This is a genomic window from Pseudogemmobacter faecipullorum (assembly GCF_020539525.1).
Lineage (GTDB): Bacteria > Pseudomonadota > Alphaproteobacteria > Rhodobacterales > Rhodobacteraceae > Pseudogemmobacter > Pseudogemmobacter faecipullorum.
Genome location: NZ_JACDXX010000017.1, coordinates 40,504 through 53,946 on the forward strand (window position 1 = coordinate 40,504; position 13,443 = coordinate 53,946).

The window sequence follows — 13,443 nt, forward strand, 5'->3', positions numbered from 1 at the left end:
TCAGATCTTTCCGAGCAGCCGGTCCAGCCAGCCTGCAAGACCGGTGGCTCTGACATCGGCAAAGGCGGCCAGCTGCGGCAGCGCGGCCTGGCCTTTGGCGCGGGGTGGCAGATAGCGGTTCACCGGCTTTGTGTTCTGTCCCGGCATCAGCGCATAGCCGCCGCGCGCCGCCGAGAGTTTCGAGACCGCGCTTTCAGGATCAGCGAAATCGCCAAAATGCCGTGCCCCGGTCGGGCAGGTCCGCACGCAGGCGGGCTGACGGTCTGCTTCGGGCAGGGCCTCATTATAAATCCGGTCGACGCAAAGCGTGCATTTCTTCATCACCCCCGCCGCCTGATCCAGCTCCCGCGCGCCGTAAGGGCAGGCCCAGGCACAAAGACCGCAGCCGATACAGGCATCCTCATTGACCAGCACGATGCCATCCTCGACCCTTTTATAGCTGGCGCCGGTCGGGCAGACGGTGACACAGGGCGCATCCTCGCAATGCAGGCAGGAGCGCGGGAAATTGATGATACTGGCCGCGCCCTGATCGGGCAGGCTTTCATAGCTGTGCACCCGGTTCAGGAAAGTGCCCGAAGGCGATGCGCCATAGGCATCCTGATCCGAGAGCAGCCCCTCACCCTTGTCATTCCAGCCCTTGCAGGCGGTGACACAGGCCTGGCAGCCGACGCAGGTGTCGAGATCGATGACGAGGCCCAGCGCCTTTTCGGTTTTTCCCGGCAGGCAGGTCATGCCGCGCCCCCTTTTGATCCGAAGAGTTTAGCGAAAAAGCCGCTGCGGCCGGTGCTGCGGCGATCAGCCATATGCGGCACTTCGGGCAGTGGCGCGAAATCCGGGGCGGAGGCGTCACGCCGCTCCACCCGCTCGACCCGGACCTTCTGGTCAAACCAGGCCGCCTGGCCGGTCACCGGATCGGAATTTGGCACCCGCCCCTCGCCCGGCTGCAGCTCTGAGATCAGATGGTTCAGCAAGAACCCCTGATTGCTTTCGGGCGCGTCTTTCGACAGGCCCCAGGCCCCCTTGCGCTTGCCAATCGCATTCCAGGTCCAGACCGTCTGCGCATTCAGCGCCGCCATATGCGCCACCGGCACGGTCATCTCGCCCGAGGGGGAAGTGACCTTTGCGTAATCGCCGGGCTTAAAGCCCTGCGCCTGCCAGACCGCGGTCGGCAGATAGAGGTAGTTCTTACCGAAAATCTGCCGCAGCCAGGCGTTCTGGCTGCCCCAGGAATGATACATTGCCATTGGTCGCTGGGTCAGGGCGTGGAGCGGATATTCCGCCCCCGCCCGCTCGCCATGTGGCGGATACCAGAGGGGCAGCGGCGACATGCTTTCGCGCAGCCGTGCCCGCAGATGGTCGGGCGGCTGATGCTCGCCCTCGCCCTCGGCTGCAAGCTGGAAGCGGCGCAGCGGTTCGGACCAGATCTGGAACAGATAGGGCTGCGGGCTGTCATAAAGCCCCAGGTCAACTGCCCAGTCCTGATAGTGGGCATTCCAGGGCTTATAGAATGCCGCCTCCTGCGGGATATGGGCCTGATAGAAGGCGCCGTTCTCAACATAGCGGGCGATCTGCCCGGGGTTCGGCGCGCCGCGCCCCTGATCCTCGCCAGTACCGCGAAAGCCCATCAGCGGGCCGATGCCAGGCCGGCGCTGATGGCTGACGATATAATCGGCATAATCGCGGAATTTCGGGCTGCCATCCTCATTCACCATCCCCGGCAGGCCAAGCCTTGCGCCAAGATCAAGGAGTACGCTCTGGAAGCCGCGCACATCGCGGTCCGGCTCGACCACCGGCCAGCGGATACTGTCTCCGGCGGCATCGGGCTCAGATATCGGCCGGTCGAGCAGGCTGATACAGTCGTGACGCTCCAGATAGGTGGTATCGGGCAGGATCAGATCGGCATAGGCGACCATCTCACTGGCATAGGCATCCGAATAGATGATGCGTGGGATCAGATAGTCACCATCCTCGCCCTTTTCGGTCAGCATCTCCATCACCCGCGCGGAATTCATCGAGGAATTCCACGACATATTCGCCATGTAGAGGAACAAAGTGTCGATCCGGTAGGGATCACCGGCATGGGCATTGGGGATCAGCATATGCATCAGCCCATGCGCCGAGAGCGGCGCCTCCCAGGTGAAGGCCTTATCGATCCGGGCCGGGCTGCCATCCGCTTTCAGCGCCAGATCCTGCGGCCCGCGCACATAGCCCAGATGTGGCCCGGTCAGCGGCTTGCCGGGCGCGGCCTGGAAATGCGGCGTCGGATGGGCCTCAACCGGTTTGGGATAGGGCGGCTTTAACCGGTAGCCGCCAGGGCATTCCACCGCGCCCAGAACGATCTGCAACAGATGCAAAGCCCGGGCGGTCTGGAAGCCATTGGAATGGGCCGAGATGCCGCGCATCGCATGGAACGAGACCGGGCGGCCCGGCATCTCGCTATGCTCTTCGCCGCGAAAATCGGTCCAGGGCCGTGGCAGCGAGATCGCATTGTCAAAGGCCTGATGCGCCAGCTCGGCGGCAAGCGCGCGGATCCGCGCGGCTTCGATACCACAGCGCGCGGCCACCGCCTCGGGCGCATATTCGGCCTTGAGATATTCCTCAGCCATATGGGCGAAAACGGTGCGGCTGCCCTGCCATGTCGCCCCCAGATCCGGCTTTGTGCCTTTGCCATCCCAGGGCGCGGGCTGGCCGGTGTCGCGGTCGATCACGAAAGGCTGGCTCTCGGCATTTTTGACCAGCAAACCCTTTTCCGGCCCTGGCCTCTCATTCACCAGCATCGGCGCATTGGTATAACGGGCGAGATAGTCGAGATCGACTTTCCCCGCCTCCATCAGGCAATGGATCAGCGACAGGATGAAAAGGCCATCAGTGCCGGGCGTGATGCCAAACCAGTCATCGGCCACTGCCGAATAGCCGGTGCGCACCGGATTGACCGAGATCACCCGCACGCCGCGCTCTTTCAACCGCCCGAGGCCGATCTTGATCGGATTGCTGTCATGATCCTCGGCCACGCCGAACATGACGAAAAGCTTCGTGCGCTCCCAGTCGGGCTGGCCGAATTCCCAGAAGGCGCCGCCGATGGTGTAGATGCCCCCCGCCGCCATATTGACCGAACAAAAGCCGCCATGCGCCGCGTAATTCGGCGTGCCGAAATTCTGCGCCCACCAGCCGGTCAGGCTCTGGCTCTGATCACGGCCGGTGAAAAAGGCCAGCTTTTCGGGCGCGGTCTCGCGCAGAGGCTTCATCCAGGCGACAGCGGTTGAGAGCGCCTCTTCCCAGGAGACCGGCTCAAACGCGCCCGAGCCGCGCGGCCCGACCCGTTTCAGCGGCCCGGTCAGGCGTGAGGGGGCAGTGACCTGCATGATGCCAGAGGCGCCTTTGGCGCAGAGCACCCCCTTGTTCACCGGATGGTCGCGATTGCCCTCGATATAGGTGACGCGCCCCGCTTTGAGATGCACATCAATCCCGCAGCGGCAGGCGCACATGTAACAGGTGGTCTTGCGGATCTCATCGGATACCCGGGGTGAGGTCACGACCCGTGGCTGCTGTGTCACGTCCTTGCCCCCCGACGTTATGCATGGCTTGCCATTTCCGGCAATCTGCCGTTCCGCAAGCGCCGGGGCAAGAAGGTAAATTTTACCAGGACGGCGCGGCAGCCCGGAAAATTCTCCCGCCAGGCTGCAAAAAGCTCAGATCATGGCATGTCCCAGGGCGATTGTTGCCAGCCCGGCCAGCAGGCAGACCACGAAGCGGCGGAACCCGGCCGGATCGGCGGCGATAAAGCGGCGCGCCCCGAGGAAATTGCCCAGCAAGGCAACCGGCAGAAAGAGCGCGGTCGCGAGGAAAGTCTCACGCGTGACCATTCCCGAGAGGGTGAACATCGGAATGCTCAGCACATCAAGCAGCGGGAAATAGGCGATCAGCGTGGCGCGAAACACATTGGCCGGAATCGGCTGGGCGGCAAAGAAGGCCGCCACCGGCAGCCCGCCCATCCCCGGGCCATTGGCCAGGCCCGAGGCCAGGCCGGCGATGAAATTACCCCGCAGCCCCGCCGGTTTCGTCATGCGCCAGCCCCGCATCAGCACCAGACACATCAGAAGCACAAACCCGGCAATCGCGCCGCGCGCCCAGGCCTCGGGCAGCGAGACCAGCGCCCAGATCCCCGGCGGCATGGCAATGGCGGCACCCAGCAGCAGCGGCCGGATCCGGCCCCAGTCAATCTCGTCCCGCGAGGCGCGCCAGAGCTGAGCCGACAGCAGAAATTCGCAAAGCAGCGCCACGGCCACGAAATGCAGCGGATGGGTGACCAGACTGGCCGCCGTCACCACCAGCGCCGCAAAGCCAAAGCCGGAATATCCCCGCACCAGGCCGGCAATGAAAACCGCAAGCCCGATCCAGAGCATGCCGGCAAATGTCAGATCATAGGGTATCATTTATCTTCATCGCAACAGAGGGACGGCCGGTAAGCCCTTACATTGCGCCTCACTCTGGTCAGCGCAGCGCAGTGCGGTAGGGCCAGTGGCCCGGGGCAGATAGCGCCAGTGCCGGGCGCCTCAGAGACGCTCAGCCGCCCTGAACCGCCAGAGCCCGGGCGATTTTGGCAATGCCTTCGGGAATACGGCCCGGCTGGATCGAGGAATAGGCGAGGCGGTAGAAATTCTGCTCGGCCCGGGCCGGGTCAAAGAAACTGCGACCAGGCTCGATCAGCACCCCCTCATGGCGCAGGGCGCGGGCGACCAGGCTGGTATCGACGCCCTCGCGCGCGCGCATCCAGAAAGACGAGCCGCCATAGCCGCCCTGCCCGGCAATGGTCAGCCCCTCGGCGGCGATCGCCTCTTCCATCACCTGGCGGCGGCGGCGGAAAGCGGTGCGCATCCGGTTGATCAGCGCATCATAATGCCCCTCGGCGAGGAAATAGGCGACGGTGCGCTGGATATGGCCGGGCGGATGTTTGAGCACCATTGAGCGCAAAGCCCGGGCCTCGGCGATAAAATCAGGCGGGCCAACCAGATAACCGAGCCGCATGCCCGGAAAGATCGATTTCGAGAACGAACCGGCATAGATCACCCGCCCGGCCTTATCGAGCGATTTCAGCGCCGGAGAGACCGGTTTGAGGAAGCTCATCTCAAATTCGTAATCATCCTCGATGATCACGAAATCCTCATGGCTGGCGGCCTCGAGCAGCTTGAGCCGCCGCTCGAGCGGCATGGTGGCATTGGTGGGCGACTGATGCGAGGGGGTGACGAACACCACATCGCCCTGGCGTGCCCTGCCGGTCAGGGCCTGAACCGGCAGCCCGCCCTCATCAACATCAAGCGACAAAATCCCGGCGCCGGTGATATCGAGCAACCGGCGCATCCCGGAATAACAGGGATTTTCAATCACCGCGCGATGCCCGGCCCCCTCGGGCAGCAGGATCTGCGAGGCCATCCAGAGCGCATTCTGCGCCCCCATGGTCAGCAGCACCTCATCGGGGCCTGCGGCAATGCCGCGGCGCGGCAGAATCACCCGCAGCACCTGTTCGATCAGCGCCGGATCATCGCGCTCATAGAAATCGGCGGTCAGCGCGCCGAAATCGCGCCGCCCCAGCGCCCGCAGGGCACAGGCGCGCCAGTTCTGATGATCAAACAGCGCCGGATCGGTCTGGCCATAGATGAAGGGCCAGGGGTAGCGCTCCCAGTCCTCGGGCCGCTCGACGCCCTGCATGGCGCGGCTGAAACGCCCGCCCGAAAAGGCGAGATAATCGACCTCTTCAGCCGGGCGGGCCGGTGAGGGAAATTCCGGCGCGCGCGGCGCATTCTCCGAGACATAATAGCCCGAGCGCCCGCGCGAGGTCAGATAATCCGAGGAGACCAGATCGCCGTAAGCCAGGGTCACGGTGATACGGCTGATGCCGAGATGCCCGGCCAGACCGCGCGAAGAGGGCATACGCTGGCCGGGGCGGAACCGGCCCGAGAGGATGCCATCGGTGACCATGGCGCGGATCCGGCTCTGCAAAGTGCCCGCGCCGCCCGATGCGAGGAAAAAGGCTTCTACCGGAATCGTCATTCTGGACCTGTCGCGCCATCAATCCGGATGCAGCGAGCGGTGTTCTGCGGCAGTTTGTCAAGAGCGCATGACCCAGGCAGATGAAAGGGTAAGCCCTTCATCTGTCTTTCTTATCCCGCGCTTATCCCGGGCAGGGGCTGAGAGACGCGGCAGGCTTATCTGCCGTAGATCGTCAGTTCCGGCAGCGAGGTCAGCGAAAGGCCCAGCGCCTGATAGGCCGAAAGCGAGAGCAGCGCCCCGCCACTGCCCGGACGCAACTCCAGCGCCAGAGATTTGCCATCCGGTCCGGTGACCCGGCCCGGGCCTTTGGCCGGGATCAGCACGCTCTGCACCCAGAGACCGGCCTCGGCCGGGGGGCCGAGCGCGACCACGGCTTTGCCGAGCGCCCGCTCGCCCGAGGCGACCGGGGCGGCAAGGGCCGCCGCTTTTTCCGCCGCAGAGGTCCGGTCCAGCGCCGCGGCACTGGTGCCCCCGCCGCCGAGCGGCGTGCTGGTCACGGCGGGGGCAAATTCCTTTGCCAGATCGCCGGAACTACCCTGAGCAGAGGGGCTGCCTTTGCCGTCGAAAACGGAACAGGCCGAGAGGCCAAACATCAGCGGGAGGAGAAGAAATGCGCGCATCATCATAGCCGCGAGACTAGGCGCAGCCCTGCCGGCCCGCAACTGCTGCTTTTCATGCTTTGCCGCTTGTGGCGGGGGCTTGCTGATCCTAGCTTACCCTCATGATGCACCCTGCCCCGCTTATCGATCCCTTCGCCCGCGCCATCCGCTATCTGCGGGTCTCGGTCACTGATCGCTGCGATTTCCGCTGCACCTATTGCATGGCCGAGCATATGACGTTTCTGCCCAAGGCAGAACTGCTGACGCTCGAGGAGCTGGACCGGCTCTGCTCGGCTTTCATCGGTCTCGGGGTGTCGAAACTGCGCATCACCGGCGGAGAGCCACTGGTGCGGCGTGGCATCATGACGTTTTTTGAGGCCATGGCCCGGCATTTGCAGAGCGGCGCGCTGGAAGAGCTGACGCTCACCACCAATGGCAGCCAGCTGGCAAAATATGCCGCGCCGCTGGCCGCGGTCGGGGTGCGGCGGATCAATGTCTCGCTCGACACGCTTGATCCGGAGAAATTCGCCCAGATCACCCGCTGGGGCCGGCTGAATCAGGTGCTCGAGGGCATTGCCGCCGCCAAAGCCGCCGGGCTGCGGGTCAAGATCAACACCGTGGCCCTGAAGGGCTTTAATGATGGTGAGGTGTTCAGCCTGCTCGACTGGTGCGCGCGTGAGGGCCATGATCTGACCTTTATCGAGGTCATGCCGATGGGCGATCTGGGCAATGAGAACCGGCTTGATCAGTATCTCAGCCTGCGCGATCTGCGCGCCGGGCTTGCCACCAGGCTGACCCTGACCGATCTGGCCGAGCGCACCGGCGGACCGGCGCGCTATATGCGGGTTGAGGAAACCGGGCAGAAGATCGGCTTTATCACGCCGCTGACCCATAATTTCTGTGAAAGCTGCAACCGGGTGCGGCTGACCTGCACCGGCCAGCTTTATATGTGCCTCGGCCAGGAGGATATGATGGATCTGCGCGCCCCGCTGCGCAGCCATCCCGATCAGCCAGAGCAGCTTGAACAGGCCATAAGGGCGGCGATTGCCCGTAAACCGAAAGGCCATGATTTCGATTACAGCCGCCAGGTGATCGGCGGACAAATGTCGCGCCATATGAGCCATACCGGCGGCTGAGACCGCTGCGCCCGCCAGAGAGACGGGTGATAACAGACAGGCGGGTGCCAGAGAGACGGGTGCCGGAGAGACGCGTGCCGGAGGCGCATTCCCTCGCCCCCGGCACCCGCAATCCGCCAAAGACGCCGCGAGGGAAACCCGGCGCCGGTCGGAAGCCGCAGATCTGTCGCTTATTTGGTCAGGATCAGCTTGCCCTGGCGGGTGATGCGCAGAGTATAGACCTGCCCGTCCAGCACGATCCGCGCCAGCGAGCCGCCCTCGGTCAGCACCCGTGCCTCATGCACCGGAGTGGCATCGCCCTGCAGCCAGGGCGTCAGCATTGGCTCATGCTGGATGTTCATCTCACTATCCCCATTCACTCGATCTAGGCCTCCGGAGCCGGTTGCGAACCGGTTTTCCGGCCAAAAGGCATCATGGACAGAAGACCGGCACCGATGCCCGCGGTGAGCCGGGCGATGATGGCGATGATTCTGTGCGATTCCTGCTGATATTGCTGGCTGACCCCGGGGGGTTCGCTGTTCTGCGATAATTCCTGACTGATTTACTTTTTTCTGTCAAGATAGCATATGACTCCTGGCTTCTGCCGCGCCCTCGCCCGGCACGCGCGCTTTGCCACAGGCTCTGCCACTTGAAACCCGGACCAATCGGGTTCATTTTTCCCCGCGTTTTTTCCTGAGGATCGATGATGAGCCAGAATAATTCCGGCGGTGCGGGCCAGGGGCCTGATTTTGACAGCGCTCTGAAGCGGTTTGCTCCGGTCTCGGCCCCGCCGGTCAGCCTGGCTGAATTCGCGGCGCGGCGGGCAGAGCTGCAAAGCCGGATGCAGGCGGCAGGGATCGGCGCGACCTGGCTCGATGCCTCCTCCTCGCTGCGGTATTTCTGCGGCCATGAGCTGGGACTGTCCGAGCGCATTCACGGCGCACTGGTGCCGGCAAGGGGCGAAGTGGTGCATATCAGCCCCTGCTTTGAGGAGCCGAAACTGCGCACTTTGCTGCGCGAGCCCGGTCAGATTGCCACCTGGGAGGAGGATGAGGATCCTTTCACCCTGATCGCAGATCTGACCCGCAAACTGGGTGGCACCGATGCCCTGCTGGCCCTGGATCAGGCCACCCCCTATGCTTTTGCTGCGCCGCTGACCGAGGCCATGGCCGGGCGCGTCACCAGCGCCAGACAGCTGATTGCCGGCATCCGCCAGATCAAATCCCCCACCGAAATCGCCATCATTCAGACCGCGATGAACGCCAGCTGGCAGGTCCATAAAGCCGTCTGGCAGGGGCTGCGCCCGGGCATCAGCACCACCGAAACCTGCGCCTTCATCCGCGCCGCGCACCGGGCCATGGGGCTGAAGCCTTTGTTTGAGGCGGCGCAGTTTGGCGAGGCTACCGCCTATCCGCATGGCGTGCCCGAGCCGCAGATCCTGCAACCCGGCGATATGGTTCTGATTGATATGGGCGCCATATTGCATGGCTATCCCTCTGATATCACGCGCAGCTATGTTTTCGGCCCGCCCAGCCGGCGCCAGTCTGAGCTCTGGCAGGCCGAATATGCGGCGCAGAGCGCGGCCTTTGCAGCGGCACAGATCGGCACGCCCTGTGAAGCGGTCGATCAGGCCGCGCGTGACAGCCTGAGCGCGGCGGGATTTGGCCCGGGCTATGCCCTGCCGGGCCTGCCGCATCGCACCGGCCATGGATTGGGCCTCGACATCCATGAAGATCCTTATATCGTCAAAGGCAACCGGACAAAGCTTCAGCCCGGAATGTGCTTCTCGATCGAACCGATGCTGTGCCTTTATGGCGAATGCGGCATCAGACTGGAGGACATTGTCTATATGACGGATGAAGGGCCGCGCTGGTTCTGCCCGCCTGCTGAATCGCCCGTGACGCCCTTCGGCAGCGATGACTACACATTGCCACTCTGACGCAGCGTTTTGACCAGCAGATTGACCGTCAATCTGTCAGAGTGCCCGCCCCTGGCCATATCCCTTATCCGGCCCAGGCTATAAAACAGTCACATATGACGGGGGCTCCAAGCCCCCGCGCAGATCTCCCAGCAGAGAGTGAAAGGACCTTTCGCATGACCCTCTTCTCCCGCAGCCTGCTTGCCGCTTCGGCACTCGCCCTTTCGGCGGCTGCACCGGCCATGGCCAAGACATTTGTCTATTGCTCGGAAGCATCGCCCGAAGGCTTTGATCCCGGCCCCTATACCTCCGGCACCACTTTCGATGCCTCGGCGCATCCGATGTACAACCGTCTGACCGAGTTCAAAAAAGGCACGACCGAAGTCGAGCCGGGCCTCGCGGAAAGCTGGGAAGTCTCGGAAGACGGTACCGTCTATACCTTCAAGCTCCGTCAGGGCGTGAAATTCCATTCGAATGATGTCTTCACCCCCTCGCGCGATTTCAACGCCGATGACGTGATCTTCTCCTTCGAGCGTCAGGCCAGAGCCGACCACCCCTGGAACCAGTATACCCCGGGCATCACCTATGAGTATTTCAACTCGATGGAGATGCCGACCCTAGTGAAATCGGTCGAGAAACTCGACGATTACACCATTAAGATCACCCTCTCCCAGGCCGAGGCGCCGTTCCTTGCCAACCTCGCCATGCCCTTCGCCTCGATCATGTCGGCAGAATATGCCGCGACCCTGGAAGCCAATGGCACCAAGGAAGATCTGAACAACAAGCCGATCGGTACCGGCCCCTTCACCTTCGTCGCCTATCAGAAAGACGCGGTGATCCGTTATGCCCGCAATGATCAGTACTGGGGCACCGCGCCGCTGATCGACACCCTGGTTTTCGCCATCACCCCGGATGCGGCTGTACGTCTGCAGAAGCTGAAAGCCGGCGAATGCCATCTGATGCCCTTCCCCTCGCCCGCCGATATCGAGTCGATGAAAGCCGACCCGAAGCTGAAAGTGGATGAGCAGGCCGGTCTGAACGTCGGCTACCTGGCCTATAACACCACGCTTGCGCCCTTCGACGACGCCCGCGTGCGTAAGGCGCTGAACATGGCCATCAATAAAGAAGCCATCGTTGAGGGCGTGTTCCAGGGCCATGCCGAAGCGGCAAAGAACCCGATCCCGCCGACCATGTGGTCGTATAATGACGCGATCCAGGACGACCCCTATGATCCGGAAGCCTCGAAGAAGCTGCTGGAAGAGGCCGGGGTCTCGGGCCTGACCATGCAGATCTGGGCGATGCCGGTGCAGCGCCCCTATATGCCCAATGCACGCCGCACCGCCGAGCTGATGCAGTCGGACCTGGCGGCCGTGGGCGTCAAAGCCGAGATCATCTCCTATGAATGGGGTGAATATCTCGACAAATCCATGGAGCCGGGCCGCCCCGGTGCGGTTATCCTCGGCTGGACCGGCGATAACGGCGATCCGGATAACTTCCTCTCGGTTCTGCTGAGCTGCAGCGCAGCCCAGCCGGGCGGTGCAAACCGTGCCTTCTGGTGCAATGAAGAGTTCTCGGCCCTGCTCGCCAAGGCCAAAACCAGCTCGGATCCGGCAGAGCGCACCAAACTCTATGAAGAGGCTCAGGTCATCTTCAAGGATCAGGCTCCCTGGTTCACCATTGCTCATTCGACGCAATATGTGCCGATGGCCGCGAATGTGACCGGCTTCGTGCAAAGCCCGCTTGGCGATTATACTTTCGAAACTGTGGACTTCGCCGAGTAATCCCACACTCATGACTGCAACCGGATGCGCGGGGGGATTATACCTCCCGCGCCTCTCTTCTTAGGAACCAGCCAATGGTGCGTTTCATTCTTTCCAAGTTACTCTGGCTGGTGCCGACCTTCCTCGGCATTACCATTGTCACCTTTGCCTTCCCCCGCTTTCTCAAAGGCGATCCGGTCCTGCTGATGGCGGGCGAGCGCGGCGTTACGCCCGAGCGCCATGCCGAACTGATGGCGCAGCTCGGCTTTGATAAGCCGGTGATCCTGCAGTATTTCGATTTCCTCGGAAATCTGCTGCAAGGCGATCTCGGCAATTCCCTGGTGACCAAAAAACCAGTGCTGACGGAATTCCTGTCGCTGTTCCCGGCGACGATCGAGCTTGGCTTCGTCGCCATTGTGATCGCGATCTGTATCGGCGTCCCGATTGGTGTGCTGGCCGCGATCAAACGCGGCTCCTGGTTCGATCAGATCTCGATGAGCGTGGCGCTGGTCGGCTTTTCGATGCCGATCTTCTGGTGGGGCCTGCTGCTGATCATCTTCTTCTCGGGCATCCTCGGCTGGACCCCGGTCTCGGGCCGGATCTCGCTGATGTATTACTTCCCCGATGTGACCGGCTTCATGCTGATCGACAGCCTGCTGTCGGGTGAGAAAGGCGCCTTTGCCTCGGCATTGCATCACCTGATCCTGCCTGCCGTGGTTCTGGCAACCATCCCGCTGGCGGTGATCGCGCGCCAGACCCGCTCGGCCATGCTCGAGGTGCTGGGCGAGGATTATGTCCGCACCGCCCGCGCCAAGGGCATGTCGCCCGCCCGTACGGTGGGCGTGCATGCTTTGCGCAATGCGATGATCCCGGTGGTGACCACCATCGGTCTGCAGATCGGCGTGCTGCTGGCAGGGGCCATTCTGACCGAGACGATCTTCTCCTGGCCTGGCATCGGCAAATGGATGATCGATTCCATCTCGCGCCGCGACTATCCGTCGGTGCAATCCGGCCTGCTGCTGATCGCAGCGGTGGTGATGCTGGTGAACCTGCTGGTTGACCTTACCTATGGCCTTATCAATCCGAGGATCCGCAACAAATGAGCGACACCCCGGTCCGCCTCACCTCCGCCCAGATCCGCCGCCAGATGCTGGCTGAATTCTGGTTCTATTTCTCGCGCAACCGCGGCGCGGTCATTGGCCTTGTCATCTTCGTGCTGCTGGTGCTGACGGCTTTGTTTGCCAGTATCCTCGCCCCGCATGACCCGGCCTTCCAGTATCGCGACGCCATGCTGCTGCCCCCCGCCTGGGCCGAGGGCGGGCGCGCCGAGTTTCTGCTCGGCACCGACCCGGTGGGCCGCGATATCCTGTCGCGCCTGATCTCGGGCTCGCAATATTCGCTGTTCATCGGCGTTGTCGTGGTCTCGATCGCCCTTGCGGGCGGGGTGATCATCGGTCTGATCGCCGGTTTCTTCGGTGGCTGGGTCGATATGGCCATCATGCGGGTGATGGATATCATCCTCGCCTTCCCTTCGCTTTTGCTGGCCCTGGTGCTGGTGGCGATGCTCGGGCCGGGCCTGACCAATGCGATGATCGCCATTGCCATCGTCTATCAGCCACATTTCGCCCGCCTGACCCGGGCGGCGGTAATGTCCGAGCTGAAGCGCGATTACGTCTCGGCGGCGCGTGTCGCCGGTGCCGGCAATCTGCGGCTGATGTTCAGAACCATCCTGCCGAACTGCCTGTCGCCGCTGATCGTTCAGGCCACGCTGAGCTTCTCTTCCGCCGTGCTCGATGCGGCAGCGCTTGGCTTCCTCGGCATGGGCGCGCAGCCCCCGGCCGCCGAATGGGGCACCATGCTTGCCGAAGCGCGTGAGTTCATCACCCGCGCCTGGTGGGTTGTGACCTTCCCCGGCCTTGCCATCCTGATCTCGGTGCTCGCGATCAATATGATGGGCGATGGTCTGCGCGATGCGCTCGATCCGAAACTGAAGCGGAGCTGAG

The 13,443-nt window shown here is 63.1% G+C and carries 11 protein-coding genes; 5 read left to right on the forward strand and 6 right to left on the reverse strand.

The window, feature by feature from the left end:
* The 5 genes from H0485_RS16255 to H0485_RS16275 all read right to left on the reverse strand — a co-directional run bounded on the left by H0485_RS16255 (position 1) and on the right by H0485_RS16275 (position 6,668).
* Positions 1–732, reverse strand: a complete 732-nt coding sequence (locus tag H0485_RS16255; RefSeq protein ID WP_226937008.1) for a 4Fe-4S dicluster domain-containing protein — start codon at positions 730–732, stop codon at positions 1–3.
* Positions 729–3,554 (reverse strand): molybdopterin-dependent oxidoreductase, encoded by a 2,826-nt coding sequence (locus H0485_RS16260; protein ID WP_226937009.1) that lies wholly within the window; start codon positions 3,552–3,554, stop codon positions 729–731. Before H0485_RS16260 ends, H0485_RS16255 begins: the two co-directional genes overlap by 4 nt.
* A 135-nt stretch (positions 3,555–3,689) precedes the next feature.
* The gene (locus tag H0485_RS16265) at positions 3,690–4,433 is read right to left on the reverse strand and encodes a sulfite exporter TauE/SafE family protein (RefSeq protein ID WP_226937010.1); all 744 of its coding nucleotides are present in this window, start codon (positions 4,431–4,433) and stop codon (positions 3,690–3,692) included.
* Positions 4,434–4,563: 130 nt separating this feature from the next.
* Positions 4,564–6,048: a MocR-like pyridoxine biosynthesis transcription factor PdxR gene (gene pdxR, locus H0485_RS16270; RefSeq protein WP_226937011.1), complete on the reverse strand. Its 1,485-nt coding sequence runs from the start codon at positions 6,046–6,048 to the stop codon at positions 4,564–4,566.
* A gap of 155 nt (positions 6,049–6,203) precedes the next feature.
* Entirely contained in the window at positions 6,204–6,668 is a 465-nt protein-coding gene (locus tag H0485_RS16275; RefSeq protein WP_226937012.1) for a hypothetical protein, read from the reverse strand.
* Between the two features lie 101 nt (positions 6,669–6,769).
* On the opposite strand from H0485_RS16275, the gene moaA reads away from it, so the two are divergent.
* A complete protein-coding gene (gene moaA, locus H0485_RS16280; RefSeq protein ID WP_226937013.1) occupies positions 6,770–7,783 on the forward strand; it encodes a GTP 3',8-cyclase MoaA in 1,014 nt (337 codons plus the stop codon).
* Between the two features lie 170 nt (positions 7,784–7,953).
* Here moaA and hemP read toward each other — a convergent pair whose 3' ends face one another.
* Complete coding sequence (hemP, locus tag H0485_RS16285) at positions 7,954–8,103, reverse strand: hemin uptake protein HemP (protein WP_226937063.1); 150 nt, start codon at positions 8,101–8,103, stop codon at positions 7,954–7,956.
* A gap of 365 nt (positions 8,104–8,468) precedes the next feature.
* Between hemP and H0485_RS16290 the strand changes: the two genes are divergently transcribed.
* The 4 genes from H0485_RS16290 to H0485_RS16305 all read left to right on the forward strand — a co-directional run bounded on the left by H0485_RS16290 (position 8,469) and on the right by H0485_RS16305 (position 13,442).
* Entirely contained in the window at positions 8,469–9,701 is a 1,233-nt protein-coding gene (locus tag H0485_RS16290) for a M24 family metallopeptidase (protein WP_226937014.1), read from the forward strand.
* Positions 9,702–9,856: 155 nt separating this feature from the next.
* A complete protein-coding gene (locus H0485_RS16295; RefSeq protein ID WP_226937015.1) occupies positions 9,857–11,461 on the forward strand; it encodes an ABC transporter substrate-binding protein in 1,605 nt (534 codons plus the stop codon).
* Positions 11,462–11,535: 74 nt separating this feature from the next.
* Complete coding sequence (locus H0485_RS16300) at positions 11,536–12,543, forward strand: ABC transporter permease subunit (protein WP_226937016.1); 1,008 nt, start codon at positions 11,536–11,538, stop codon at positions 12,541–12,543.
* A complete protein-coding gene (locus tag H0485_RS16305) occupies positions 12,540–13,442 on the forward strand; it encodes an ABC transporter permease subunit (protein WP_226937017.1) in 903 nt (300 codons plus the stop codon). Before H0485_RS16300 ends, H0485_RS16305 begins: the two co-directional genes overlap by 4 nt.
* The last annotated feature ends 1 nt before the right edge of the window (position 13,443 follow it).